This is a genomic window from Solidesulfovibrio magneticus RS-1 (assembly GCF_000010665.1).
In the GTDB taxonomy this organism is placed as follows: domain Bacteria; phylum Desulfobacterota; class Desulfovibrionia; order Desulfovibrionales; family Desulfovibrionaceae; genus Solidesulfovibrio; species Solidesulfovibrio magneticus.
Genome location: NC_012796.1, coordinates 2,674,709 through 2,698,757, shown reverse-complemented (window position 1 = coordinate 2,698,757; position 24,049 = coordinate 2,674,709). Strand labels below are relative to the sequence as shown.

Annotated in this window: 26 protein-coding genes and 1 tRNA gene; 10 read left to right on the top strand and 17 right to left on the bottom strand. The window is 59.1% G+C overall.

The features are described 5' to 3' along the window. Nucleotides 1-38: 38 nt before the first annotated feature. Entirely contained in the window at nt 39-506 is a 468-nt protein-coding gene (locus DMR_RS11520) for a Crp/Fnr family transcriptional regulator (protein ID WP_015861083.1), read from the bottom strand. 96 nt (nt 507-602) lie between these two features. Between DMR_RS11520 and DMR_RS11515 the strand changes: the two genes are divergently transcribed. Further along, nucleotides 603-890 (top strand): YciI family protein, encoded by a 288-nt coding sequence (locus tag DMR_RS11515; RefSeq protein WP_015861082.1) that lies wholly within the window; start codon nt 603-605, stop codon nt 888-890. A gap of 117 nt (nt 891-1,007) precedes the next feature. Further along, nucleotides 1,008-1,661, top strand: a complete 654-nt coding sequence (locus DMR_RS11510) for a hypothetical protein (RefSeq protein ID WP_015861081.1) — start codon at nt 1,008-1,010, stop codon at nt 1,659-1,661. Nucleotides 1,662-1,809: 148 nt separating this feature from the next. On the opposite strand, the gene DMR_RS11505 is transcribed toward DMR_RS11510, so the two are convergent. Both DMR_RS11505 and DMR_RS11500 read right to left on the bottom strand, forming a co-directional pair. Continuing rightward, nucleotides 1,810-2,229, bottom strand: coding sequence for a DsrE family protein (locus DMR_RS11505; protein ID WP_015861080.1), 420 nt, complete (start codon nt 2,227-2,229; stop codon nt 1,810-1,812). Nucleotides 2,230-2,517: 288 nt separating this feature from the next. Next, complete coding sequence (locus tag DMR_RS11500) at nt 2,518-2,853, bottom strand: KilA-N domain-containing protein (protein ID WP_015861079.1); 336 nt, start codon at nt 2,851-2,853, stop codon at nt 2,518-2,520. Between the two features lie 648 nt (nt 2,854-3,501). Between DMR_RS11500 and DMR_RS23360 the strand changes: the two genes are divergently transcribed. The 3 genes from DMR_RS23360 to DMR_RS11490 all read left to right on the top strand — a co-directional run bounded on the left by DMR_RS23360 (nt 3,502) and on the right by DMR_RS11490 (nt 6,723). Then, entirely contained in the window at nt 3,502-4,497 is a 996-nt protein-coding gene (locus tag DMR_RS23360) for an AAA family ATPase (protein WP_015861077.1), read from the top strand. Nucleotides 4,498-5,120: 623 nt separating this feature from the next. Next, nucleotides 5,121-5,522 (top strand): MucR family transcriptional regulator, encoded by a 402-nt coding sequence (locus DMR_RS11495; protein ID WP_015861076.1) that lies wholly within the window; start codon nt 5,121-5,123, stop codon nt 5,520-5,522. Nucleotides 5,523-6,045: 523 nt separating this feature from the next. After that, nucleotides 6,046-6,723, top strand: coding sequence for a recombinase family protein (locus tag DMR_RS11490; RefSeq protein ID WP_043600559.1), 678 nt, complete (start codon nt 6,046-6,048; stop codon nt 6,721-6,723). Between the two features lie 278 nt (nt 6,724-7,001). Here the strand turns inward: DMR_RS11490 and DMR_RS11485 are convergent, their stop codons facing one another. From DMR_RS11485 to DMR_RS11475, 3 genes are all read right to left on the bottom strand, one after another. Further along, nucleotides 7,002-8,693 (bottom strand): site-specific integrase, encoded by a 1,692-nt coding sequence (locus DMR_RS11485; protein ID WP_015861074.1) that lies wholly within the window; start codon nt 8,691-8,693, stop codon nt 7,002-7,004. 139 nt (nt 8,694-8,832) lie between these two features. Further along, nucleotides 8,833-8,909: transfer RNA gene (locus tag DMR_RS11480), tRNA-Met, on the bottom strand. Between the two features lie 75 nt (nt 8,910-8,984). Beyond that, the gene (locus tag DMR_RS11475; protein ID WP_015861073.1) at nt 8,985-9,782 is read right to left on the bottom strand and encodes an undecaprenyl-diphosphate phosphatase; all 798 of its coding nucleotides are present in this window, start codon (nt 9,780-9,782) and stop codon (nt 8,985-8,987) included. 111 nt (nt 9,783-9,893) lie between these two features. Between DMR_RS11475 and DMR_RS11470 the strand changes: the two genes are divergently transcribed. After that, complete coding sequence (locus DMR_RS11470; protein ID WP_015861072.1) at nt 9,894-10,082, top strand: hypothetical protein; 189 nt, start codon at nt 9,894-9,896, stop codon at nt 10,080-10,082. Here the strand turns inward: DMR_RS11470 and yihA are convergent. Further along, nucleotides 10,054-10,680 carry a ribosome biogenesis GTP-binding protein YihA/YsxC gene (gene yihA / locus DMR_RS11465; RefSeq protein ID WP_015861071.1) on the bottom strand — a complete coding sequence of 209 codons (627 nt, stop codon included), beginning with the start codon at nt 10,678-10,680 and terminating at the stop codon, nt 10,054-10,056. The genes DMR_RS11470 and yihA overlap by 29 nt on opposite strands. Before the next feature lie 69 nt (nt 10,681-10,749). Here yihA and DMR_RS11460 point away from each other — a divergent pair, with 69 nt between their 5' ends. From DMR_RS11460 to DMR_RS11445, 4 genes are all read left to right on the top strand, one after another. Next, the gene (locus tag DMR_RS11460) at nt 10,750-11,223 is read left to right on the top strand and encodes a type II 3-dehydroquinate dehydratase (RefSeq protein WP_015861070.1); all 474 of its coding nucleotides are present in this window, start codon (nt 10,750-10,752) and stop codon (nt 11,221-11,223) included. Nucleotides 11,224-11,232: 9 nt separating this feature from the next. After that, nucleotides 11,233-11,790 carry an elongation factor P gene (gene efp / locus DMR_RS11455; RefSeq protein ID WP_015861069.1) on the top strand — a complete coding sequence of 186 codons (558 nt, stop codon included), beginning with the start codon at nt 11,233-11,235 and terminating at the stop codon, nt 11,788-11,790. Next, the gene (locus DMR_RS11450; RefSeq protein WP_015861068.1) at nt 11,777-14,215 is read left to right on the top strand and encodes a DNA translocase FtsK; all 2,439 of its coding nucleotides are present in this window, start codon (nt 11,777-11,779) and stop codon (nt 14,213-14,215) included. The genes efp and DMR_RS11450 overlap by 14 nt, the downstream gene beginning before the upstream one ends. Nucleotides 14,216-14,366: 151 nt before the next feature. Then, nucleotides 14,367-15,047 carry a LolA family protein gene (locus tag DMR_RS11445; RefSeq protein WP_015861067.1) on the top strand — a complete coding sequence of 227 codons (681 nt, stop codon included), beginning with the start codon at nt 14,367-14,369 and terminating at the stop codon, nt 15,045-15,047. Here DMR_RS11445 and DMR_RS11440 read toward each other — a convergent pair. The 10 genes from DMR_RS11440 to fliR form a co-directional block, all read right to left on the bottom strand. Next, complete coding sequence (locus tag DMR_RS11440) at nt 15,044-15,460, bottom strand: hypothetical protein (protein ID WP_015861066.1); 417 nt, start codon at nt 15,458-15,460, stop codon at nt 15,044-15,046. The genes DMR_RS11445 and DMR_RS11440 overlap by 4 nt on opposite strands. 143 nt (nt 15,461-15,603) lie before the next feature. Beyond that, a complete protein-coding gene (locus DMR_RS11435; RefSeq protein ID WP_015861065.1) occupies nt 15,604-15,924 on the bottom strand; it encodes a hypothetical protein in 321 nt (106 codons plus the stop codon). 1 nt (nt 15,925) lies between these two features. Further along, nucleotides 15,926-16,630: a flagellar basal body-associated FliL family protein gene (fliL, locus tag DMR_RS11430; protein WP_015861064.1), complete on the bottom strand. Its 705-nt coding sequence runs from the start codon at nt 16,628-16,630 to the stop codon at nt 15,926-15,928. Between the two features lie 145 nt (nt 16,631-16,775). Further along, a complete protein-coding gene (locus DMR_RS11425) occupies nt 16,776-17,159 on the bottom strand; it encodes a chemotaxis response regulator CheY (protein WP_006920023.1) in 384 nt (127 codons plus the stop codon). A 105-nt stretch (nt 17,160-17,264) separates the two neighbouring features. Then, nucleotides 17,265-18,059 (bottom strand): FliA/WhiG family RNA polymerase sigma factor, encoded by a 795-nt coding sequence (locus tag DMR_RS11420; protein WP_015861063.1) that lies wholly within the window; start codon nt 18,057-18,059, stop codon nt 17,265-17,267. Further along, nucleotides 18,001-18,867, bottom strand: coding sequence for a MinD/ParA family protein (locus DMR_RS11415; protein WP_015861062.1), 867 nt, complete (start codon nt 18,865-18,867; stop codon nt 18,001-18,003). The genes DMR_RS11420 and DMR_RS11415 overlap by 59 nt, the downstream gene beginning before the upstream one ends. Nucleotides 18,868-18,876: 9 nt before the next feature. Next, a complete protein-coding gene (locus tag DMR_RS11410; protein ID WP_015861061.1) occupies nt 18,877-20,049 on the bottom strand; it encodes a flagellar biosynthesis protein FlhF in 1,173 nt (390 codons plus the stop codon). Beyond that, a complete protein-coding gene (gene flhA, locus DMR_RS11405) occupies nt 20,039-22,144 on the bottom strand; it encodes a flagellar biosynthesis protein FlhA (protein ID WP_015861060.1) in 2,106 nt (701 codons plus the stop codon). Before flhA ends, DMR_RS11410 begins: the two co-directional genes overlap by 11 nt. A 32-nt stretch (nt 22,145-22,176) precedes the next feature. Beyond that, complete coding sequence (gene flhB / locus DMR_RS11400) at nt 22,177-23,250, bottom strand: flagellar biosynthesis protein FlhB (RefSeq protein WP_015861059.1); 1,074 nt, start codon at nt 23,248-23,250, stop codon at nt 22,177-22,179. Nucleotides 23,251-23,268: 18 nt separating this feature from the next. Beyond that, entirely contained in the window at nt 23,269-24,048 is a 780-nt protein-coding gene (gene fliR / locus DMR_RS11395) for a flagellar biosynthetic protein FliR (protein ID WP_015861058.1), read from the bottom strand. Nucleotide 24,049 lies beyond the last annotated feature (1 nt).

The window sequence follows — 24,049 nt, the reverse complement described above, 5'->3', positions numbered from 1 at the left end:
TTGCGCTCTTGTCGGCCTTGGCCGTGAGCGATTCGGTCTTAGGCCAGCAGGCCCACGAAGCGGCCCGTTACCTGGCGCAGCCGGCGGCTCAACACCCGGCCAATGTAAAAAAGCGTCTTGATGGCCAGCTGTGGTTCGATTGCGGCCAGTTCGTCAAAACGCTCCCGGGTGAGGATGAGCAGGCGCACGTCGGTCTTGGCCACCACCGTGGCCGAGCGGGGTTCGCTGTCGAAAAAGGCGATTTCGCCGATGACGGCGTCGCGGGTCAGGTCAATGATGTGGCGTTCGCAGCCCCCGGCCTCTTCCTTTTGGATGGTGACCACGCCTTTCTCAATGAACGCCAGAGAAGTGGCCTTGCGGCCTTCCTGAATGATCGTCGTGCCGGCCGGGAAGCTCTTGACCTGCATGTAGCCGGCGATCCGGCGCACTTCTTCCCAGCCCAGGGCAGCGCCGAGTTTAAGTCCGTCGAGCAGGGCGGCGATGTCGTCGATATCGCTGTCTTCCATGGCGGAGCCTCCTTGGGGCTTGGCTGGTCTGTCTCCCTTGCCGGACAGGCCTCGAATTTCTTATAGGATTTGTCCCCAAAGGAAAAGGAGGCCGCCATGTTCGTCGTACTGCTGCGCTATTGCCAGCCCCTTGAGGTTATTGACGGGCTGCTCGATGCCCACAGGCTCTATCTGGATGAAAACTATGCCCGGGGCGTGTTTTTGGCCTCAGGCCGTCAACTGCCGCGCACGGGCGGGGTTATCCTGGCCCGGGCGGCCAGCCGGGAAGCCTTGGAGGCGATCCTGGCCGGAGATCCCTTTGCCAAGGCCGGCGCAGCCAGCTACGAGGTCATCGAATTCCTGCCCGGTAAGGTCGCCCCGGGCCTGGAGGGGTTACTAGTCTAACATTGCACGCTGTCAAAGCGTATTCGTTATGAACTTAAGAAATCCTATTTCTTGCCGATAGAAAAGAGCGAGTGAGCCTGTAACCATGCTGCCGACCGTTTTCCTACCGGAGGAGACATGGACATTCTTCTTAATGGAACAGGGGCAATGACGAGCGATTCGATAAAAGCCTATCAAGATTCCAGGAAGTTATCGCAGACAACGGTTTCCCAGAGCGCTGTCGCCACGGTGGGGCAAACGGACAGCGAAACGTCAAGAAACACCGACACGGTTGAAATTTCCGAAGCAGCTCGTCAAAAGCAGCAGCAATCTGCCGAAACGACATCTGGCAGCGCCGTTTCAAGCCAGGCGCAGGGAACAGAAGAAGAAACAAAAGAGGAAGAAACGACGAGTACCCGCGAGATGTTATTGAAACAGATACAAAAAGTGAAAGAACAGCTCGACAAAGCAAATTCGCGCTTGGCTGCTGCGACGGCAAAGAAAAAGAACTCAAGTGATGGCGAAGAGAAGGCGGTCGCACCTGAATCGGAGGCAAACACTGATGAAAGAGATGCCGCCCAGGCCGAGGCTTCCGAAGGCTCGCAAGATCCTGAAGTAAAAATCATCACGTCTGAAATAAACCAACTCACAGCGACGTTGGTAACGCTCAACGCCCAATTGATGAAAGAAGAACAGAAAGGCGCTGCGGCTGGTACCACGGGGAGCGCCGGCATCAATGAAGGTTCAGGGCTGAGCGGCGGACTTGGCGAACGCCTGCCGGTTGGCGGCTGACCCTTCGGTTCTCGTCGTGTGGGGCTGTTGAGAATCGTGAATTTATAATAATAGATGTCCGAAAATCTTGGCGTTCTCATTGGGGCGGGCGACAGGAGCGGCCGGGGAATGGAGCCCGGCTGAAAAGCGTCTCTGCGCCCGCCGCGAGTTACCAGGAGAGCGTCCGGGTATTGTCCGTAAACAGCGCCGCGCCGGTCGTGTCCGGGTTGGTGAGTTTTACGCCGTCAAGGAAGTCGCTCTCCGCTACGCCGTATTTCTGGCTGCACATGGGGCAAACCAGCACCGTGCCGCCCTTGGCCACGATCTGCTGGAGCAGCGCCTGCTGCTCGGCAAAAGCCTCGCCGTGCTTCTTGCTGGCGATACGCACCGCTTTGTCATTGAGATAGACGGTCAGGGGGTGGCCCCGCTGCAACTGGTTTTGGCCAAAGCTGATGGCCATGAGCGAACGGTGGCCGTCGTCGCTGGTCAGGTTAATGAACAGCGGATCGGAAGCGCCGGCCTGACAGACGGTCGCCAGGGCCAGCAGGCAAAAGAGCAGGCCGGCGGCAAGTGGCGTAACGCGTTTCATGGAGTCCCTCCTGGGAGTTTCTCCAGCAATACTCCGGTGCGGTGATTTTGCGCAACGGCTTTGTGTCTTGCCGGCTCCGGGAGCAGGCCAAGGGGCGGGAATATCGCAAAAAATAAGGCCCCGGACTTTCGCCTGGGGCCTATCAACTATTGGTAGCGAGGGAGGGAATCGGCCGGGCGAACATTCAAAAGCATGAAATCGTTCGCTTTTATTTCCAAGGAGCAGCCAAAGTGCCTCTGTTTACGATGATGTGTGTACCACCGGCCTGAACCACTGACAAGCCCCAGGTCACCCTGCCACTTCCACGGCCAGCTTCGGGTCGGCCATCTTGTAACGCATGTAAATGTCGTTGACGGCCATGTGGAGCTTCGGGGACAGGTACTTCGCGTAGGCAAGAGCGATCTGCCAGTGAGCGAAAGTTCCGCCATTGCGTCCGGGTTTCACCTGAACGAAAAGGGTGGGATTCCCCCCTTTTGCAAGCTCCTGAATAAACTCCTGATTGCCCTTGAACGATAACCACTCTTTCGGGCGGTTACGGTCTTCGCCTCCACCCGCTTTCCACAGATCGGTCAGGCTCACGAGACCCTTTTCGTTGGTGGATATGGTCTGTCCCATGATGGTCATCAGATCGTCTGGAAAACTTTGCCAATGCGTGTGTCTCCTTGTAAAAATCCTCTATGGTTTTGTAAGAGTTTTTTAATTCAACTGTTGAAGATGAACTCTAGGTCAGCTTGTAAAAGTCGCTTCTGTGAAAACGTATGTTTTTGCAGAGTTCCAGGAGTCCAGGGAGGCCGTTTTTGGAGACATTGTGGGAAAATCAGTCTGTCAGTCCGCCAGAATATCGGAAACGTCAATTCTGACGGGTTCTCAAGTGCACCCTGTTAACTGGCTATTTTCACAGGATATCCATTAGGACATGGCGTACTGACTGTTGCTGTTGGGATGCCTAATGCGCCCTTGAAAATGGTCGGAACCGTGGAGCTATAAAAGGGCGGTCGTGGTCCGATAAAAAGGACCACGAACAAAAAAAGACAACTTGACGAATCCTGCTAACTCACCAGACGAATTGTGGATGTTATCTGAAGGATATGTCTCCTAGTTCTCTAGTTACTTTTTACAGTACGACATCTTGATAGCAGTCTTCTGCTGCATTATACTGGTCTGCTCTCCACTCCCGCCCGACATCTCGGTTTGGCCACCACTGATGCGCTGCTACTCCTCCAGCTAATCGGGCGGGATGAATACTACTGCTAGAGGAGCGGAGGATGAAAAGTGCTACTTACTGTCACAGCGAGAGATCTGATGTCCAAAACATTTCCACAGCAACAGTTCGTTATCCCTGACCTATTGCCAGTAGGCCTAACTATCCTGGCTGGTAGACCGAAGACTTGTAAGTCATTCCTAGCCTTATCATTAGCCTGTGGCGTTGCTGCTGGCGGGATTGTTTTGGGGAAAATCTCTGTACAACAGGCAGACGTCCTTTTTCTATCCCTGGAAGACGGTGAACGCAGACTTCAAAACAGAGTCCGTGGAATGTTTGGCGAGGATGATGTAATTCCTGCAGGCCTGCATATCTGCACTTCTCCCCCTAAATCTTCGCCATTAACGGGCGGGACCAAAGAGAGCGATCTGCGGGACTTTCTGAAATCGAAGCCATCCGTAAAACTTGTAGTTATCGATACTCTAGGCAAGTTTCGGATGGACGAGCAAGATGCAGGACATAAACAGAACGATGGAGGATATGCTAGGGAGGTGAAGTCACTTTCGCGATTGAAGGCAATCGCTGATGATCATGGGGTTGCTATTTTGGTCGTACATCACACGAGGAAGCAGCAAGCGGGGGACGGCGATAGGTTTGATAACATCTTAGGATCGACGGGCATATTTGCTACTGTAGACAATGCCTGGATTCTTGAAAAAGAATCTAGCGAACCGAGAGGTGTTCTATACACACAGAGTCGCGACATTGAAGCAATGCAGCTTTCAATGACAATATCGTCTGGGGGGGTGTGGTCAATCAGTGATGACTCAAAATTGCTTCAGGTGTCTCGTGAGCGGCAAGAGATCCTAGACTTATTGGTTGAAAGTGGATCTCCAATGAAGTGCAAAGAGTTGTCGCTGAAGCTAAAGAAGCCAGAAGACTCTATCCGTCAGACTTTATGCAGAATGGTTAATGACGGAGAGTTGAGTCGTGTAGGACGTGGATTATACGCAGGACCAACAGGTAATTCCAGTCACGAAGTCACAAGTGGTGATAAAGCTGCATGAACATTAGGTTTGTATTGTGACAACTCCAGGGAGAGGGTGCCCAAAGTGGAGTCACAAAGTCATGAACTCTGCTTAGGATGCCCTCTTCCTTTTTTGTTACTTGTGACTGTGGTTGTTACTGGAGTTGTGACAGCTATGCACAGTTAGAATATACTGTTTATGCCGGTTCTGAGGGTTTGTGACACGTGTGACAGGTTTTTGCCTGTAACGCCGACAAGAAGATGCCCGCCTATCGGCGGTCTTGTTCCCCAGAACACGGCTCCAATACAGTACTTACAAGATCCCTGGTGTTTCCCGCCGCAGTTCTTGGGGAACCTGCGAATATTTATTGTTTCGGCTGGTAAGCTAGGTAGAACACGGTCTGACCCTCCCGAATGCTGAGGGGTTCAGTGGATGCCGAGCCAATGATATCCAGACAGGAATAGAGGGGATATCACGCCGCATTGTTTTCAGTGCTTGTGATTATTCCGGGCAGGCTGATGGACTGTTCCCGTATGGTGCTGGCTCTTCGTTCTGACGATTTTAAGGTCTTGGTGGTAGGCCTGTTGGTAGTTGTGTCTTGATTAGTTCTTGCATCAGCAAAATTTGTGTTGTAAATGTTGATGGAATAACCAGGAGGACACATGGAAGATAGTCTGAAATCAGCCATAGAGATCGTCACAGCACAGGCCAAAACTCGCGCGATGACTGAAGCCGAGATCGTTAGCATGATCCAGTCTGTATCCGGTGGGATATCGTTTGTGATGTCCAGCCAGGGAGAGCCGGACGCGCAAGAGGCCGCCGTAATCATGAACCCGAAGGACTCGGTCAAGGACCGCTCTGTCACTTGTCTTGAATGCGGCAAGGTCTTCAAGGTCCTCACGAAGAAGCACTTGGTGGCGCACAACCTGACCCCGGAGGAATACCGAGCCAAGTACGGTTTCAAGAAGGGTGCTCCGTTGGTTGCCAAGTCCTTGCAGCGTGAACGACGCAAGAAGATGGAGGAGATGCGCTTATGGGAGCGGAAGAAATCGTTTAAGTCCTAGCCCTGTGTGTCCCCTCTTCTTAGAAGGCTCACTCCCGCCTGTGCCCCATCGTGCCTCCCCATGGTGGGGCATATTATTGCGATGCAGAGGTAGTCATGAACCAAAGCCCTGTAGATGTTGTGTACCGTCTGTTCTGGATGACCACCGACCAGTATGAAGAGTGCAGGCCATGGGAAGTGTTTGGAACATCAAGGAGCAGCTTCGAGTACGTGCTGGAGCAGAGCACGCACGGAGATAGAGAAAGGCTTCGGCGCGAGTATGATAAGGCCCTTCTCGGTTGTGCTCCCGCCACGATCTTTGAAGCACCATGACCTTGGGTGCTCCCTGGTTGACTCACGCCCTTATTTCACAGTTCAGTGGTCGGATATCCTCTTTGTTAAGGTCCGCTCCTGTGATCCTTGCTGGCAGGCCTGGGATATGGGAAGGATCGGTTTTTCTGTCAGACAATTTCTACAGAATATGATTGACTGGTGACCAGCTAGCCCTTATGTTGTCTACATCCAGGCTGAATTGGAGGTGGCACATGAACCGGGCTTTTGGGTACGTTCGCGTGAGCGGTAAGGGTCAGGTGGACGGTGACGGACCAGAGCGCCAGGAGCTTGCGATCCGAGAATACGCCAAGGCTCATGGGCTGGAAGTGGTCGAGGTCTTCATGGACGGAGGCGTAAGCGGGACCGTGGAAGATCGTCCAGCCCTGGCAGAGATGATGGTCAGCTTGGAGCAGAACGGGCATGGCGTGAGGACCGTCATCATCGAAAAGCTTGATCGTCTTGCACGTGATCTTATGGTGCAGGAAGGAATCATAAGGGACTTCCAACAGCATGGAGTTGAATTGATATCCGCCGTCGAAGGAGCAGACCTGTTGAGCAATGATCCGACGCGCAAGCTTGTACGTCAAGTGTTGGGTGCAATCGCAGAGTACGATAAGCAGATGTTGGTACTAAAGTTGCGGGCAGCAAGGCGAAGGGTTAAGGCGAGACAGGGGAAGTGTGAGGGAAGGAAGTCCACACAAGAACTGAACCCTGGTATCATCGCAGAGATTGGTATGCTCCGCAGGCTGAATAAGGCCGGCAAGCGCAGACCCTGGAATGAGGTGGCCGGTTTCCTAAATGCCAGGGGACACAAAACAGCCACGGGGAAGCCTTGGACCGGGCCGAATGTTTCGCTGTTGATGTCCAGGGTCAGGGCATCGAAGGATTAGTGACCCACGAGACAACCAGGGAACAACTCCCTGAAACGATACAGGCCGGCACTCACTGAAACTGAGCGTCGGCCTTTTCCTTTCACCTGGCTGTGTAGTTGCAAATGAAACGATCTGACCTAGTGGGACCCCTGCTGAGAATGAGTCTCATCTAAGCATGCTTATCACTGCCCCCACCCACCCGTATACCCACCCACTGCCGGCTCCCTATGATGCGAACTGGTCCGTTGCTCGGCCGTATGTCCTATAGGCGGGAACCTCCTCGGCAGGCATGTAATTCACAAGCCGACAACAAATTTAGATCCTTCTAAGTGTGATAAATCAAGTCCGTAGTTAAGTTTTTTTATGTACTCAGCCAGTTTGTAGACGGGGATGTCTTGTATGTAGTGATGTTCCGTGACGTCATTAGATAGGCTGTGTCCGTCAAGGCGCTTGATCATGTTTGCTGGAACGTCATGTATTGCGAGGTTTTTTGTAAAGTTCTTTCGCAAGCTGTGTAGTGTCTTCGTCTTTGGTATGTTCAGCTTGTCTCTGTATTCTCCGAACCACTTGCTTGCGTAGTGACCTTTCCGGCCTTGGACACGCTTAAGTCCGGGGAACAATTCCGTTTCACCGTTTGCTCGCTGTTGGTTGACGAATGATAAGAACCGTAGTCCATGGACAATGAATGGATGTAAGGGAATGTTTCTGTTTCCACTTGCAGTCTTCACTGACTTGTCTTCAGATGATTCCACAACGAGACACCATATCCCGTCTATTTCCCGCACGTCATCAACCTTGGCTTGTGCAATTTCATCAAGGCGCGCTCCGGTAAAAAGTCCAAGAACAGGAATCCAAAAGCGCCACGGGATGTTCTTGCAGGCAGGCAAAAAGTTACTCCCGAATACAGTTGAGAGTTCTTCCTTGGTGAAGGACTGCTTCTTTAAGTGTGCTGGCGTCTTATCGCTCACGGTCATTTCTTCAAAGTAGTTATCTGTTATCCATCTTCTTTTTTTTGCCCACTTAAACATTGCTGCTATGTCTGTAATAATGTTGTTTACCGTCCCAACGGCAATAGCTTCTGTTATTCCTGACGCTTTTGCTTGTTTTGACTGGCGCTTTTTGGGCTTGTCCATCAACAGTTTTCGAAACTTGAACGCAAAATCATGGTCTACCTTTTCTAGCTCAACATCTCCCATAAGTTCTGTAAGAGAGTTAAGGCGCTCCATTATGGTGCGCTCTGACCTCTCAGTCCAGCCGTGGCGCTTCTTCTCGTCGCTGTACTCACGTATCAGTGTTGATAGCTTCCTGTCGTCCTTTGCTTGTAGTAAGCCGTTTGGATTCTGTTGTTCAGGTTTGGGTTGATCGTCCAGGAACACTTCTGGCGTAAAATCCGTGTGTCCATTTTCCCTCTTGCGTATCGCCGAAAGCACCTCAACCATAGCATGAGCGTATTCGAAGCACATCTCATTTGTTGTAGGGATGTCGGAACTTATGTCAAATCCATGTCGCTTGGCAAGTTCGATTACTGGTTTCGCAAACTCTGCCCATTCTTCGTTATAGAGCATATTTCGAACTTTCTTATCTGCCTCTTGCGTACTCAGTTTGTCCAATTGGCAAACATCATCTGTTCTACGCCAGTCCTCTTTTAGCTTTTCGCCCAAGTCCCAGCGGACCTCGAATGTGTACTGTCCCGGAAGCTGTTTTCTGCTGCGCTTGTCCTCTTCTAGGATTCGGCGAAATTCGTCCCTTACAATCGTTGAGATTTCTTCACTGGTCAGTTCTGCCATGGCTCCACCTCGGATATCCCTCATCATGCGTCGAACGAAAGCAGCCAGGAACAACGCCTTATCTTTTGAGTCCCGAACCCGTCCAGACCCGAGGGAAACCCTAAGCTCAGTTCGGCCCAGACGAGCGCGAAGGTCTAACGGGACGACGGCACGGAAGTGGAAGGATGATCCGCGTTGAACCAAGTATGAGGAAACAGCCATAACATCCCCTGACGGGAGGAGTTTGGACCAGCATTTTGTACCACTGGCCTTGGGATGGCTGTCCTTGGAGGATAGAGGTAACTCTGTGCCCAGAAAAGAAAAAAGGGACCGGACACTTAGGACCGATCCCTTCAACTATTGGTAGCGAGGGAGGGAATTGAACCCCCGACACTGCGGATATGAGCCGCATGCTCTAACCATCTGAGCTACCTCGCCAAACCGTCATGCAGCGCAGAAGCGGGTATGTAGCGGAACCGGGGTGGCTTGGCAAGCGTTTTTTTGCGGTCCGGCTCATTTCGGCCAGAAAAAAAACACCGCCGCCGCCAACGCCAGCCGGTACCAGGCAAAAGGGCGCAGCGTAATTCGCTGGACCAGCACGATAAACGCCTTCACCGCGATAAGGGCCGAAACAAAGGACACCACGAAGCCGATGCCGAGCACGCCCAGGTCGTCGGCGGAAAAGAGATGGGCGCTCTTGTAGAAATCGTACAGCGTGGCTGCAAACATGAGCGGCACCGCGCCGATGAACGAATATTCCGCGGCCAGGCTGCGCTTGGCTCCAAGCAGCATCCCGCCCATGATGGTGGCCGCCGAGCGGGAAAATCCCGGCCATAGCGACAGACACTGGAAGCAGCCGATGCCGAGGGCCAGGCCCGGCGTCATCTCGTCCAGGCTGTAGTAGCGGTCGCGGGTCTTTCGCTGTTCCACCAAAAAGATCATGACCGCACCCACGGAAAGGGCCAGGGCCACGCTCCAGGGATTGAACAGATAGGCCTTGATGGATTTGCGGGCGACAAGGCCAATGAGTCCGGCCGGCAACGAAGTCAGAAACAGCATCCACAGTCCGCGAATGCCGGAAAAAGCGTGGTGGGGTTTGGGCGACACCAGCCACCAGAAGCGCCGCCAATACAGGCACACCACGGCCAAAATGGCTCCGAGCTGGATGATGACGTCGAAACTGTCGGCTTTTTCGCCCGTAAACCCGATGAGGTGGCCGACCAAAATCAGGTGGCCGGTGGAGGATACGGGCAGAAATTCGGTTGCGCCCTCGACGATGCCGAGGACCACGGCGGCCAGGGATTCGGTCATGGGAAGGGTGTCTCCTCAAGGCGAGATGTGGGGCCGGGTCTATCCAAAGGCCGGGCAAGTTGCAAGCCGGCCCGGGCTCGTGTATGCACTGGACCCGAGCAAGGAGGCGAGATGGCCACGATCATGCCCCAGGGCGAACTGCTGCGGCGCGCCGTCACATGGATCGACGAGCAACGCCAACTGACCGGAAAGCCGGTCGGCGCGCTCATTGACGCCGCAGCCATGCAGTTCAACCTGAGCCCCAAGGACGCCACGTTTTTAAGCGGTTTTTTCAAGGAGCGGGAGGAGCCCCGGCCGTAAGCGCGGCCTCGGCGAACACCCGGCAAAGCGCCTCCCGGCCAAGACCGGTTTTGCCGGAGAACACCACGGGCGGGAAGGCGGGTTGCGCGAGCTCCCGCCACTCTTTTTTCCGGGCCTCCCGGTCGCGCTGGGGCACTTTTTCGGCCTTGGTCAGGGCCACCAGCACCGGAATGCGCCGGGAGCGCAGCCAGGAAACCAGTTCCATGTCCAGGCGCTGGGGCGGCAGTCGGCAGTCGATAAGCGCCGTCACGGCCCGCAGGGTCTTGGTGGTGGCCAGATAGGCCTCGATGAGCTTGGCCCATTTGTCCCGCTCCTCCTTGGAGCAGCGGGCGTAGCCGTAGCCGGGCAGATCCACCAGGCAATAGCCCTGGGTTTCGGCCATATAGAAGTTGAGGCTGCGGGTCTTGCCCGGGGTGGCGCTGGTCTTGGCCAGGGATTTGCGCCCGGCCAGGCAGTTGATCAGCGTGGATTTGCCGACGTTGGACCGGCCGGCCAGGGCGATCTGGGGCGCGTCCAGGGTCGGCAGCTGGTTGGAAAGGTAGGCCGTGGACAAAAGCGTCAGGCCCAGGTCCGTCTGTATGCGGTCATTGGCGTTCATGGCTGGGTTGTGACCGGCCAGGAAGCGTCCGTCAAGGCCGGGAGTCCGGGCAAGCCAAAGGAAGAAACCATGCGCAAAATCAAAATTCTGGTTTTAAACGGCCCCAACCTTGGTTTCATCGGCCAGCGCCAGCCGGAAATCTACGGCAGCCGCACCATCGAGGATCTGCCGCAACTGGTGGCCGACATCCTGGGTCCCCAAGCCGAGCGATTGGAGCTGCAATTCCATCAGGCCAACAGCGAAGGGCATTGCATCGACCGCCTGGAGCAGGCCTGGAAGGACGGCCTGGACGGCATTGTGCTCAACGCCGGGGCCTATACCCACACCAGCCTGGCCCTGGCCGATTGCCTGGCCTGGATCGGCATCCCCTGCGTCGAGGTGCATATTTCCAACATCTTCGCCCGTACCGACGAGCCGCTTAGGCACAAAAGCCTCATCGGCAAGAACTGCATCGGCTGCATCGCCGGCTTTGGCGTCACCAGCTACGCCCTGGCCGTGGTCGCCCTGTGGCGACAAATAACCGAGAATCCCAATTATATCTAAGGAGATACAATGCTTTCCACGACCGACTTCCGTCGCGGCCTCAAGATTGAAATGGATGGCGTGCCCTACGAAATCGTGGACTTCCTCCACGTCAAGCCCGGCAAGGGCGGCGCGTTCATCCGCACCAAGCTTAAGAACATGATCAACGGCCGCGTGGTGGAAAATACGTTTCGCTCGGGCGAGAAGATGGTCAAGCCCGACCTCGAATCCAAGGACATGCAGTACCTCTACCGCGAGTCCGAGGACTTCGTCTTCATGGACATGGAGAGCTACGAGCAGATGCATGCCGGCGCGGCCCAGCTCGGCGAGAAGGGCGGTTACCTCAAGGACGGCATGGAACTGAAGATGCTCCTCTACAAGGGCCAGCCCCTGGACATCGACCTGCCGGCTTCGGTGGTGCTCCAGGTTGCCGAGACCGAACCCGGGGTCAAGGGCGACACCGTCAGCGGCGCCACCAAGCCGGCCCAGCTCGAAACCGGCATCACCGTCAACGTGCCGCTTTTTGTGAACATCGGCGACAGGATCAAAGTGGACACCCGTTCGGGCGACTACATTGGCCGGGAATAAAGACGTCAAGGCCGGGGACGGCAGCTTTCGCCTCACCAGGGAACTGGCGGGGCTGGGGGCGCTGTTCCTGGCCGCCTTTACGGCGGTTGCCCTGTATTCCTACAATGCGGGCGACCCGGGCTTCAACCAGTCCGTCTCGGCCCGCCACGGCGTGGCCAACAAGGCCGGGCTGGTGGGGGCCTATTGGGGCGGTCTGCTTGCCGAGACCCTGGGCGTCTGGGGCTTTCTGGTTCCCATCGGCATGGTTTGGCTTGGCGCGCGCGGTCTGGCCCCACGCTTGGCTTTGCCCCTGCGCCGCCGCCTGGGGCTGGCCATCTTCGCCGTCGTCCTGCTGGTCTTTTTCGCCTCTCCCGTCGGCAGCCCGACTGTCGGCCAGGTTCATGGCTCGGGCCAGCTGGGAGCCTTGCTCTACGGATTCCTCGACCGCTACCTGAGCGTTTTTGGCGTGGTCTCGCTGCTCCTTTTCGGCTGTATCGCCGGGGCGCAGCTGACCTTCGGCCTGACCCTCGACAATTTCTGGCGGCCCCTGGCCGCCGCCCTGGGCGAACAGTTCGGCCGCCTGGGCGACGCCTGGGACGCCTGGCGCGTGCGCCGGGCCATGGCCCGCGAGACCGCGGCCGAGGCCGCCGCCGAAGCCGGCCCGGCCGACAAGCCCGCGCGCCCGCCCAAACCGGCCAAAATCGAAAAGCCGGCCAAGCCCAAGGCCGCTTCCAGTCCGGCTCCCGACGACGCGTCCGAGGAGGCCGTGGACCGGTTCCTGGACGCCGTGGTGGAGCAGGTGACCGGCGCGCCGCCCGCCAAAGAGGCGGCCAAAGCGGTCGCCGAACCGGCCCGGGAAGCGCCCCAGGCCGCGCCGCCGGTCCCGTCTCCGACCAAGGCTTCCGAGCCGGCCGAGCCGCTTTTCGCGCCTACGACCCCGCCGTCGGCCATGACCGCCAAGCAGGCCAAGAGCGCCGGCCGGGCCGCCGCCTCGGCCGCCCACGAGCTGCCGCCCCTGACGCTTTTGTCCGTGCCGTCGGCCGCCGAGGCCGTGCCGGTCGATCCGGAAATCTGTCGTTCCCAGGCCGCCAGCCTCATCAGCTGCCTCAACGACTTCGGCATCCAGGGCGAGGTCATGCGGGTGGCGCCGGGGCCCGTGGTCACCATGTTCGAGGTCAAGCCGGCGCCGGGCGTCAAGATAAGCCGCATCGTCGGGCTGTCCGTGGATCTCGCCCTGGCCATGAAGGCCCTGGCCGTGCGCATCGATCCGATTCCCGGCAAGGACACTGTGGGCGTCGAGATTCCCAACGCCAAGCGCCAGACCGTCTATTTTCGCGACATCCTGGACGCCGACGCCTTCCGGGCTTCGGAATCGCGCCTGACCCTGGCTATCGGCAAGGACATCCAGGGCCGGCCCCATGTGGCCGATCTGGCCCGGATGCCGCATCTGCTCGTGGCCGGCGCCACCGGCAGCGGCAAGAGCGTGTGCATCAACGGCATCCTGCTTTCCATCCTCTATAAGGCCACACCTGACGAGGTGAAGCTGCTCCTGGTCGATCCCAAGCGCATCGAGCTTTCGGTCTACAACGACCTTCCCCATCTGGTGCATCCGGTGGTCACCGAGACGGCCATGGCCAAGTCGGCCCTGGACTGGGCCGTGGCCGAGATGGACCGGCGCTACGAGGCCATGGCGCTGCTCGGCGTTCGCAACATCGCCGGCTACAACGAAAAGCTCGCCAAACTCGGCGACGCCCGCGACCCGGAGCTGATTGACCTCGAACCGCTGCCCTATCTCGTCATCGTCATCGACGAGCTGGCCGATCTCATGATGACGGCGGCCAAGGAAGTGGAAGTGAGCATCGTGCGCCTGGCCCAGCTGGCCCGGGCCGCCGGCATCCACCTCATCCTGGCCACCCAGCGGCCCAGCGTCGACGTGGTCACGGGGCTTATCAAGGCCAACTTCCCCACCCGCATTTCGTTCCAGGTGACCAGCAAGCACGACTCGCGCACCATCCTCGACGCCGTGGGCGCGGAATATCTGCTGGGCCGGGGCGACATGCTGTTCAAGCCCAGCGGCGGCAAGACCGTGCGCATGCACGGGGCCTTTGTCTCGGACGAGGAGACGGCAGCGGTGGTGGAGTTCTGGAAGAGCCGGGCCAAGCCCAGCTATAAGCTCGACTTCGCCGAATGGCAAAAGGGCGGCGACGGCGGCGGGGGCGGGGACTTTATCGGCGAAGGCGGCGATGAGGTCACCTCCGACGCCGTCTATCCCCAAGCCGTGGACTTCGTCATGGAGCAGGGCAAGGCCTCCATTTCGCTCATTCAGCGGCGCTTCCGCATCGGCTTCAACCGGGCCGCCCGGTTCATCGAGCAGATGGAGCGCGACGGCCTGCTTGGCCCCCAGGAAGGCAGCAAGCCCCGTTCGGTCATCAAAACCAAGGATTAGCGGCTAGGCCGGTCGCGCCCGGCTGGCCGCCCGGCATTGTCCTCCCACGTAACCCGTATTCACGCCCGGTCCGCAAGACGCGACCTCAGCCCGTCTCCCGGGCCGGGCATCCGCCGCCAAGGCCCGTCCGGGCGGCAAAGCGAGCAACGCCATGCGGCATGTCCTCCTTGTCCTCACCTTGATCCTGGGCTTGGCCCAGACGGCCCAAGCCGCCCAGACCGCCGACCCGGCCCAGCTGGCCGGGCGTATCCAGAAGAAATACGCGGCCCTGACCGCCTTTTCCGCCGAGTTCAGCCAGGCCATTCGCAATGCGGCCAGCGGCGAAACCGAGCAACGCTCGGGGTCTTTTGTCTTTAAAAAGCCGACGCTGGTGCGCTGGGAGACGGTGAAGCCCGAAAAGGAGTTGCTCATTGTCGGCAAGGACGCCGTGTGGGATTATTTCGAGGAGGACAAGGAAGCCTACCGCTATGCCGTGGAGGAGATCATCAACTCCAAGACCATGCTGCGGTTTCTGACCGGCAAGGCCAATCTGACCGAGGATTTCGTGGTCTCGGCGGCCAAGGACGAGGCTGGCCCAAGCGAAGCGGCGCTGCTGCTCGTTCCTCGCGAACCCGAGCCCGGCCTGGTCATGGCCAAGGTCTGGGTGGACACCACCACCGACATGATTGTGCGGATCTACATTCAGGATTTCTACGCCAACACCAACGATTTGAAGCTGGCCAAGATCGTGGCCGACCCCAAGCTGTCAGACAGCCTGTTCGCCTTCACCCCGCCCAAGGACGCCAAGGTGCATGACAACGCGCCGCTCAAGGGGCGGGAGTTAAAGCCCTAGCCCTGGCGCGTCAAAATCAATTCCACTTCATCCAGGGACAGCCCCGTGGCCTTGGCCAGGGCCTGGGGCGACTGGCCCCGGCGCGCGCCGTTGACGATGACTTGGCGCAGGAAATCCGGGGAGCGGGTGAATTCCTCGGCCTTGCGCACAAGCTTTTCCAACTGCCGGCTGCGCTCCTCCAGCTTCTGGTCCAGATCGGCCAGCTCGGCTTGGCGGCGCTGGAAACTTCCCACCAGCTCCTGTTCGAGTTTGGCGTTGAAGTCGAGCTTTTTGAGCAGCGCGTCCTGGTTTTTTTGCAGCCGGGCCAGCAATTCTTCGGACCGGCGCAGGCGCGAGAAAAACAGCACGACCAGAAGCAGCAAGGCCAGTTCGCTGACCGTGAGAAAGATGACCAGTGTGGAATAGCCGTTCATGGGTGGTGGGGTCCGGGGCAAAACGTTTGAAACAAAACTCTATCACAGTCGCTTGTCTGCAAGATGCGTCGGCTGGCCGACCTGGGCGTCGGCCCCACACTGGTCGGCCGGCTCCCGGGACCATGCGCACGCCGCAGCCTGTGCTATACCTTCATATTGATGATGTGGCCGGCAAAGGGCGTGGGGTTGCTGGCCTGGGTCGCTTCCTCGTCCGGCTCGGGCTGGGCCGCCCTGGCCCGGCGCTGGCGCGGCTGGCCGGCCCCCCGCCGTTTTTCCTCGTCACGCACGGAATCCATTTCGTCCTGCTTCTCAATGCGCTGGGTCTGCTTGTTCTGCTCGGCCAGGGCTTGCTGGGTCAGGGCCTGGGAAGCCGCAAGCTGGGCCTCGGGACTCACCAGTTCGGCGTGGGCCACGTTTTGCACATAGGGCACGGCTTGAATGACGGTGGTCAGATCGATGGGCATCTCATTTCACCAGATAGTCCTCGATAATCAGGTTATCCAGGGCTTGGGGGCCGATGAACTGGTTGATGACCGACAGCACGTCCTTTTTGAGGGCCTCGGTGTTGTTCTTGTCCGTCAAGAACTCCAGGCTCTTGTTTTTGAGATAATAATACACGGCGTCGCGCACCACAATGCGGTTGCGCTTGAATTCGAGCTCGGCGGCGTGTTCGGTGGTGGCCGCCGAGAAACGGATGGACAGAAAGCGGCTGCGACCGGCCTTGTCCGGCAGTTCGACCAGGAAAGGGTCCATGGTCAGGACGATTTCCGGCTTGGGCGCGGGCGGTTCCGGCGGCGGGGGAGGCGGCGGCGGGGGAGGCGGCTCCTCCTCGTGGGGCGCTTCCACTGGAGGCGGGGGAGGCGGAGCGGCCGGTTTTTTGAGCAACAGGAAATAGGCGGCCGCGCCGCCGCCCAGCAGCAGCACGACAAGCCCAATCAGGATCAAGAGCTTTTTCTTGTTTTTGGGCTTGGCCGGCGCTTCCGTGGCTGCGGCGTCGCCCGGTCCGGTCTCTTCGGCGGGCGGCGGTGTCTCTTCGGGTTCGTCTTCGAGGAATGGGGCGTCGTCGAGGTCGAGATCGACCTTTTGCAACGCCTTGGGGAGATCGTCGGAGAGTTCCGAGTCGTCCAGTTTGGCTTTAATGGGGGCGTCGAGGCTGTCGTCGTCAACCATGGTCGGGCCTCGTCAACCGGACGGCGGGAAGGGGACGCCCTGTGGCGTCGGCACGGCCTTGATGGGCATGGGCGCGGGCCGAAGCCCGGCCCTTAGGCGGCGGCCGTCTGCCCGGAGCAGACGGCCGCCTTGTCGGCCGGAAAGGCTATTTGTCGAATATCTTGTCGATCTTCTGGCCGAGGGTCTCGGCGGTGAAGGGCTTGACGATGTAGTTGGACACCTTGGCCTGGACAGCCTCGATGATGTTCTCCTGCTGGGCTTCGGCCGTGACCATGAGGAAGGGCAGGTTGGCGAACTCTTCGCTGCCCCGCACCTTGCGCAACAGTTCGATGCCGGGCATCTTGGGCATGTTCCAGTCGGAGATGATGAAGTCGATCTTGTCCTTGTTGAGCGTTTCCCAGGCCGTGCTGCCGTCGTCGGCCTCGAGGATGTTGTTGAAGCCCAACTGGCGCAGGATGTTTTTGATGATTCGGCGCATGGTGGAGAAGTCGTCTACGACCAGAATGCGCATTTCCTTATTGGCGGCCATGGCTCGTCTCCTTGTCTCGCTCGCTTCACTCGTCGCCTTGGAACATCCGCTTGTTCCGGCTCTTGGCCGGCTGGACGCGGCCGCCTCGGCGTGCCCCGGACAGCGTCAATGCTGCTCAATGTTGTACTGGGACTTGAACTTCTGCCGCAACCGGGCCAGGGCCTGGGAATGCAGTTGGGAGACGCGGCCTTCGGTGATGCCCATGACTTCCGAAGTCTCCCGCATGTTCAATTCCTCACCGTAATAGAGTGATAATACCAGCTTTTCCCGGGGAGTCAAATCATCGATAAGCGATGCCAGCTTATCGACGAGTTCCTTGAATTCCGCCGATTTATATGGCTCGTTTTCGAGCTGGTTCTTCTGGTAGGAAGAGATGTTCTCGGTGATGGCGTCAAGGCTCAGGCACAGCTGGTTTTGCAGCGCTTCCAGGCCCATGGACACTTCGCGCTCGGTCAGCCCCGTGGCTTCGGCCAGTTGTTCCAGACTGGCCGGCCCGCCGGAATCGTTTTCGATGCGCCGGCTGGCCTCTTCCAGGGTGCGCACCCGCTGGCGCTGGCCCCGGGAAAACCAGTCCATGCGGCGCAGATCGTCGAGCATGGCCCCTTTGATGCGCGACTCGGCATAGGTCTCGAATTTGATGCCCAGTTCGGGCCGAAACCGGCCCAGCGCTTCCAGCAGGCCCATGGCCCCAGCGCTGATGAGTTCGTTTAGCTCCACCGACGGCGGCAGCTTGGCCCGCAGCCGACTGGCCACGATTTTGATCTTGGGCGAGTAATGGCGCACGATCTCCTGCCGATCGCGCGCATCAAAATCATCCCATCGAAACGCCCCGGACTCGAGCTTAAGCCAGGGGCTGTTCCTGGAAGAGGAGCTTTTTCCAGAAGAATTTGATGTTTCCATCGAGCTTGGCATCCACTTCCCAGGAGTCGATCACATGGGCCAGATCCATGACCTTTTTGGCGGCCGGCGAGTCCGGGGTCAAGTGGCAAAACGGTTTTTGCCGGATCACCGCGTTCTTGACGGCCGCATCGGCGGGCACATACCCCGTGAAGTCTAGGGAGATGCCCGAAAGAAAATGGTCGCAGGCGGCGTAAAGCTTGGCAAAAACCGCCTTGGCCGCCTTGACGCTCGGGGCCATGTTCACCACGACCCGGAAACGGTGTACGTCGTGGTTTAAGTGCATGACCTTGATCAGCGCGTAAGCGTCGGTCAGCGAGGTCGGCTCGGTGGTCAGTACCAGCAGGCGCTCGCGGGCGGCCAGATTGAAATATATGACATTATCATTGATTCCCGCGCCCGTGTCCACAATCAAATAATTGATCTTGCCCTCAAGGTAGTCCATGGCCTCCAGTAGATCGAGCTTTTGTCCCGTGGACAGGGCCAGCATGTCGCTTATGCCCGAGGAAGCCGGCAGGATGGAAAAGCCAAAGGGCGTCTCCAAAAGGACCTGGCGCAGTTCCACGCCTTCGTGGAAGAGGTGGAACAAATTCATCTTGGGAGCCAGACCCAAAAGGATGTCCACGTTGGCCAGCCCCAGGTCGGCGTCGAGCAGCACCACCTTGCGGCCCATCTTGGACAGGCAGTAGGCCAGATTAACGGACAGGTTGGTTTTGCCGACGCCGCCCTTGCCCGAGGTCACGGACAGGACAAGGGGCAGTTCCGGGCCGAGGCCGGCGGGCGGGCGGGCGGAGGATGTGCGGTCAGACATGGGTCGTCCTCAGGCTGCGGCGTCGGCGTCCGGGTATTGACCGGGCAGCTGGCGTTTGAACAGCAGTTTCCAGAGCGCCTTGCCCGAGGCCGCCGCCATGCCGCCGGTGAGTTCCGGCCCATAGGTCAGGGCCGAGACCGGCAGGCCGGAGGCGTGGGCCATATTGACAAGGCTTCCGTAGTTACAGGCTTCGTCGAGCTTCGTCCAGATGATGCTGGCAAGATGCTCGCAGCGCGCCAGGCGAAGATAGTGCTCGGACTGGGCGCTGGAATAGGTGGGAGACAGCACCAGATGGGCGGCCAGTTGGTCACGTCCGGTCAGGCCCCACTGGGTCAGCCAGGCCTCAGGACCGCCGCCGTGGGTCAGACTTGGCGTGTCGATGAAGACCGCCTCCCCCTTGGCCGCGCCGTCCAGGAACCGGCCAAAGGCTTCCGGACCGTCGGCCTCGGCGTAATTCAAGCCGGACAATTCGGCGTAGTGGCGCAACATCAGCCGGCCCTTGCCGCGTCCGGCGTCGGCGTTGACCACGGTCACCGGGCCGTCCTTTGCCCGCCGTTTGGCGTCCAGGGCCAGACGCAGCAAGATGGTGGTCTTGCCCACGCCGCTTGGGCCGATGAACATATGGGCGGTGGCGGGCCACAGCGCCGGCGTCAGCGGTTTGACGGCGACCAGGCGCGACAGGGCCGGAATGACGGCATCCTCGCCGCGTTCCACGATGGAGCGGTACAGCGCCAAAATGGTAGCCTCGTCCACTCCCTCGCGTTCCAGGTATTCCAGGGCCAGGCGCTGGCGCGGGGTCAGGGAGGAAAGGTCCAGGCGGGGGCGCATGAGCGCCAGCAGATGCCCCTTGATCTCGGTCCATTCCCGGTTCCAGTCGGCCGGCTGCGGGGAAGTCGGCATGGTTGCGGCGGCGGGTTTGACCGCGACCTTGCCCCCGGGCTTGGGGGCAGCGCCGTTGCCGGGACGCCCCTTGGGCGCGGCGGATTGGGCCGGCACGGCCGGAGCCGGCCGCGGCGGCGCTTCCTTGTCCGGATATTCCAAGGCGGCCATGACCTCGCAAAGGGTCTTGCCGTCCTCGCGCACGCTCTGGGTGCCGAGGATCACGGCATCCTTGCCGAGTTCCTGGCGGATCATGGCGAGGGCAGCCGCCATGTTTTCGCCGCGAAAGGTCTTAACCCGCATTGGTCAGTCCTATGTTGGCAATGGATTGCAGCTTGATCTCGGCCGGAATCTCGGCCTGGGAGATGACCGGCAGATTGGGGATGAACCGCGAGAGCAGCTGGGCCAGGTGCGGCCGCACCAGGGGCGAGGTCAAAAGCACCGGCTGGCCGTCGCCGAGCATGGCCTTGTCCATGGCCTTCTGGATGGCCTGGATGATGCGCTGGGCCAGGCCGGGTTCCATGGCCAGGTAGGCGCCGTGGTCGGTCTGGCGCACGCTTTCCTGGACCGCGCCTTCGACCTTGGGAGCCAACGTCATGATGGGCAGGGCCCCTTCGCCGGTCAGATACGGCTTCACGATGGTGCGGCCCATGCGGGAGCGGACGTATTCCGTGAGCTGGTCCGGGTCTTTGACCGAGCCGGCGTAGTCGGCCATGGTTTCGGCCACGGTCAGCAGATCGCGGATGGACACGCCTTCGCGCACGAGGTTTTGCAGCACCTTTTGCACACCACCCAGGTTCATGGCTCCGGGCACCAGTTCCTCCACGACCTTGGGGGCGCGCTTGGACAGGGTCTCAAGCAGGGTTTGCACTTCCTGGCGGCCCAGGAATTCGTGCAGGTGGCGCTTGAAGACCTCCGTCAAATGGGTGGCGATGACGGTGGCCGGATCGACCACGGTGTAGCCGGCCAACATGGCTTCTTCCTTGTGCAGCTCGGGCACCCACAGGGCCGGCAGGTTGAAGGCCGGTTCCCGCGTTTCCACGCCCTGGATGCGGTGCTTGGCGTCGCCCGGATCCATGGCCAGGTAGTGGTCGATGAGGATCTCGGCCGAGGCCACCTCGTTGCCCTTGATGAGCACCACGTACTGGCCGGGGCGCAGCTGGAGATTGTCGCGCAGGTGCAACGAGGGAATGACCACGCCCATGTCCAGGGCGAACTGGCGGCGGATGGAGCGGATGCGGGCCAGCAGGTTGCCGTTTTGCTCCTCGTCGACCAGGGGAATGAGGCCGTAGCCGACTTCGAGTTCCAGGGCGTCCAGCGGCAGCAGGGTCTGGACCTCTTCGGGGGTTTCGAGTTCCGGGGCCGGCTTTTTCTCCTGTTCGGCGGCCTGTCCCTGGAGCAGCTCCTGCTGCTTGCCGGACAGCCGGGCCACCACAAAGAGCAGGACGGCCATGGCCAAGAAGGGGAAGGTCGGCAACCCGGGCACGATGGCGAACAGGAACAGCATTCCCGAGACCAGCCTCAGGGCGCGCGGGTGGAAGGTCAGCTGGGCCATGAATTCTTCGCCCATCTTGGCTTCGGCCGCGGCTCGGGAGACGATGAGGCCGGCCGAGGTGGAGATGATGATGGACGGGATGATGGAGACCAGGCCGTCGCCGATGGTCAACAGGGTGTAGGTCTGGGCGGCGTCCTTCCAATTCATGCCCTTTTGCAGCACGCCGATGAAAAAGCCGCCGAAGATGTTGATGGCCGTGATGATGATGGTGGCGGTGACGTCTCCGGAGACGAACTTGCCTGCGCCATCCATGGCGCCGTAGAAGTCGGCCTCCTTGCGGATGGCGTCGCGGCGTTCGGTGGCCTGCTTTTCGTTGATCAGTCCGGCGTTGAGGTCGGCTTCAATGGCCATCTGCTTGCCGGGCATGGCGTCGAGGGTGAACCGGGCAGCCACCTCGGCGATGCGGGTGGTGCCGGCCACGATGACCTTTTTGTTGATGGCGAAAAGGACCAAAAAGATGACGCAGCCGACCACGTAGTTGCCGCCGACCACGAACTGGCCAAAGGCCTGGATGACGTGTCCGGCCGCCGATGGGCCCTCGTCGCCGTGGAGGAGAATCAAACGGGTGGAGGCCACGTTCATGGACAGGCGAAGCAGGGTGGTGACCAGGAGCAGGGTCGGGTAGATGGAAAATTCCAGCGGCGAGCCCATGAACATGCTCGTGACCAGAACCACCAGGCTTATGGAAATGGAGAAGGTGAGCATGAGGTCGATAAAGGCCGGCGGGATGGGGACCAGCATGACGAACAGGATGACCACCACGCCGGCGGCCAGCATGATGTCGCCTTGCTTGGTGAACCGTTCGTAATTGAACTGGACCGGTGCTTGGGCTGCTTTCGCCATGATTTTGACACCCTTTTCGGCCCGCCGTCGCCTCAGCGCGGACGGTTGAAACGCCGGAACTTGTCGAGTTGGGCCAGGATCGAGGCGACCGCCTGGTAGAGGTCCTCGGGGATGACCTGGCCGATTTCCACGTTCTTATACAAGGCCTGTGCCAAGGGCTTGTTTTCGCGGATGGGCACTTTGTGCTCCTTGGCGATGTCCTTGATCTTCTCGGCCATGAAGTCGGCCCCCTTGGCCAGGAGCATGGGGGCAGGCGATTCGAGCGGATTGTAGCGCAGAGCGCAGGCAATGTGGGTCGGGTTGGTGATGACAACGTCAGCCTTTGGCACGTCCTGAAGCATTCGGCGCTGCATGACTTCCATCATCTTGCGCTTTTGTTGCTGCTTGACGTGAGGGTCACCAAAAGATTGCTTGTGCTCGTCCTTGACTTCATCTTTTGTCATTTTCAGGTTTTCTGCATAATCCCAGCGTGTGTACCATACATCTAGTATGGCGATGACGAACATGGGCAATAAGGTGTACAGCACCATGTCAAAGCCATTGTCCAAAAGAAATAGCGCAATGTTGTCTACGCTCTGATAGAACAACGGCAGGAATTCGTTGAACCGCTTGCGAAGAATCAGATACGGCACCAAGGAAATGGCGAAGGCCATGGCCGTTTGTTTGGCCAAATTCACGAGGGTTTGGGCGCTGATCAGCAGGCGCTGCAGTCCTCGCATGGGATTGACGATGTTGCTGAAGTCCGGTTCAAAGATTTTGGGCCGCCAGACCTCGCCGACCTGGAGGCGCTGGGTGACGAACGCGACCACGGCCATGACCAGCAGCAGGGGGAGAAGCATGATGGCCAGCTTGGCCGACAGGCTCCACATGAGCGCGGCCACGTCGTCGGTGGTGGCGGTAAAGTCCAGGCGGCCGCCGAGAAAGGTGCGGAAAACCTCTTGCAGCTGTTCGTTGATGTTGCCCAGGGTGAAACGCACGGTGAATAGGCCGGCCATGAGCACGGTGAGTTTGGGCAGTTCTTGACTGCGCGGCACCGACCCCTTTTCGCGGGCTTTGCTTTCCCGTTTGGGGGTGGCTTTTTCTGTTTTACTGGGATCTCTGGCCATGGCGGCCCCTTTGCGGCGTCAGCTTGAGGCCTTGAGCACCAGCCGGAACATGGGTTCGAGGTCGAGAAGGAAATTCTCGATGACAACGGTCATGGCCGCGAAGACCATGGTCATGAACAAAAAACCCACGCTGACTTTGAGGGGGAAGCCGATGAACAGCACGTTCATCTGCGGCGCGGCCCGGGCCACCAGGGCCAGGGCCAGATCGACAAGAAAGATGGAAGCCAGGATGGGCGCGGCAATCTTGATGGCCATGACGAACAACTGACCGGTGAAGACGATGAGGTGTTCGCCCACGGCGGCGTTGATGAGCAGCCCCCCCGGCGGCACCATTTCGAAGCTCTGGGCCAGGGCGGAGAGCAGAAAGAGATGACCATTTAAGCACAAAAAGAGCATGGTGGCCACCTGGCTCATGAGGTGGCCCAGACCCGATTCTGATGCGCCGGTCATGGGATCGACGCTGTTCATGAGGGAAAAACCCATGGAAAAGCCCATGATGGCTCCGGCGGCTTGGGCGGCGGAAAACAGCAGGCGCACCAGGATGTCGAGCATAAGCCCGATGAGCACTTCGCCGAGAAACATAAGCCCTATGGTCCAGGGACTGGCCGGCAAAGCCGTGCCGGCAAAGGCCAGGCGCGGCCACAGTGCCATGGACAACACCAGGCAAAACGAGGCCTTGACGACGTTGGGAATAAGCGTGGCCCCGTAAAAGGGCAGCATGAAGACCACGACGCTCAGTCGCATGAAGGTCAGCAGAAAACTGAAGACCATGGCTGGATTAAAGTGGAACAGGTCCATG

Coding starts and splice junctions, on each gene's coding strand:
- DMR_RS11520 (WP_015861083.1), bottom strand. CDS start 506: ATGGAAGACAGCGATATCGACGACATCGCCGCCCTGCTCGACGGACTT.
- DMR_RS11515 (WP_015861082.1), top strand. CDS start 603: ATGTTCGTCGTACTGCTGCGCTATTGCCAGCCCCTTGAGGTTATTGAC.
- DMR_RS11510 (WP_015861081.1), top strand. CDS start 1,008: ATGGACATTCTTCTTAATGGAACAGGGGCAATGACGAGCGATTCGATA.
- DMR_RS11505 (WP_015861080.1), bottom strand. CDS start 2,229: ATGAAACGCGTTACGCCACTTGCCGCCGGCCTGCTCTTTTGCCTGCTG.
- DMR_RS11500 (WP_015861079.1), bottom strand. CDS start 2,853: ATGACCATCATGGGACAGACCATATCCACCAACGAAAAGGGTCTCGTG.
- DMR_RS11495 (WP_015861076.1), top strand. CDS start 5,121: ATGGAAGATAGTCTGAAATCAGCCATAGAGATCGTCACAGCACAGGCC.
- DMR_RS11490 (WP_043600559.1), top strand. CDS start 6,046: ATGAACCGGGCTTTTGGGTACGTTCGCGTGAGCGGTAAGGGTCAGGTG.
- DMR_RS11485 (WP_015861074.1), bottom strand. CDS start 8,693: ATGGCTGTTTCCTCATACTTGGTTCAACGCGGATCATCCTTCCACTTC.
- DMR_RS11475 (WP_015861073.1), bottom strand. CDS start 9,782: ATGACCGAATCCCTGGCCGCCGTGGTCCTCGGCATCGTCGAGGGCGCA.
- DMR_RS11470 (WP_015861072.1), top strand. CDS start 9,894: ATGGCCACGATCATGCCCCAGGGCGAACTGCTGCGGCGCGCCGTCACA.
- yihA (WP_015861071.1), bottom strand. CDS start 10,680: ATGAACGCCAATGACCGCATACAGACGGACCTGGGCCTGACGCTTTTG.
- DMR_RS11460 (WP_015861070.1), top strand. CDS start 10,750: ATGCGCAAAATCAAAATTCTGGTTTTAAACGGCCCCAACCTTGGTTTC.
- efp (WP_015861069.1), top strand. CDS start 11,233: ATGCTTTCCACGACCGACTTCCGTCGCGGCCTCAAGATTGAAATGGAT.
- DMR_RS11445 (WP_015861067.1), top strand. CDS start 14,367: ATGCGGCATGTCCTCCTTGTCCTCACCTTGATCCTGGGCTTGGCCCAG.
- DMR_RS11440 (WP_015861066.1), bottom strand. CDS start 15,460: ATGAACGGCTATTCCACACTGGTCATCTTTCTCACGGTCAGCGAACTG.
- DMR_RS11435 (WP_015861065.1), bottom strand. CDS start 15,924: ATGCCCATCGATCTGACCACCGTCATTCAAGCCGTGCCCTATGTGCAA.
- fliL (WP_015861064.1), bottom strand. CDS start 16,630: ATGGTTGACGACGACAGCCTCGACGCCCCCATTAAAGCCAAACTGGAC.
- DMR_RS11425 (WP_006920023.1), bottom strand. CDS start 17,159: ATGGCCGCCAATAAGGAAATGCGCATTCTGGTCGTAGACGACTTCTCC.
- DMR_RS11420 (WP_015861063.1), bottom strand. CDS start 18,059: ATGGAAACATCAAATTCTTCTGGAAAAAGCTCCTCTTCCAGGAACAGC.
- DMR_RS11415 (WP_015861062.1), bottom strand. CDS start 18,867: ATGTCTGACCGCACATCCTCCGCCCGCCCGCCCGCCGGCCTCGGCCCG.
- DMR_RS11410 (WP_015861061.1), bottom strand. CDS start 20,049: ATGCGGGTTAAGACCTTTCGCGGCGAAAACATGGCGGCTGCCCTCGCC.
- flhA (WP_015861060.1), bottom strand. CDS start 22,144: ATGGCGAAAGCAGCCCAAGCACCGGTCCAGTTCAATTACGAACGGTTC.
- flhB (WP_015861059.1), bottom strand. CDS start 23,250: ATGGCCAGAGATCCCAGTAAAACAGAAAAAGCCACCCCCAAACGGGAA.
- fliR (WP_015861058.1), bottom strand. CDS start 24,048: ATGGACCTGTTCCACTTTAATCCAGCCATGGTCTTCAGTTTTCTGCTG.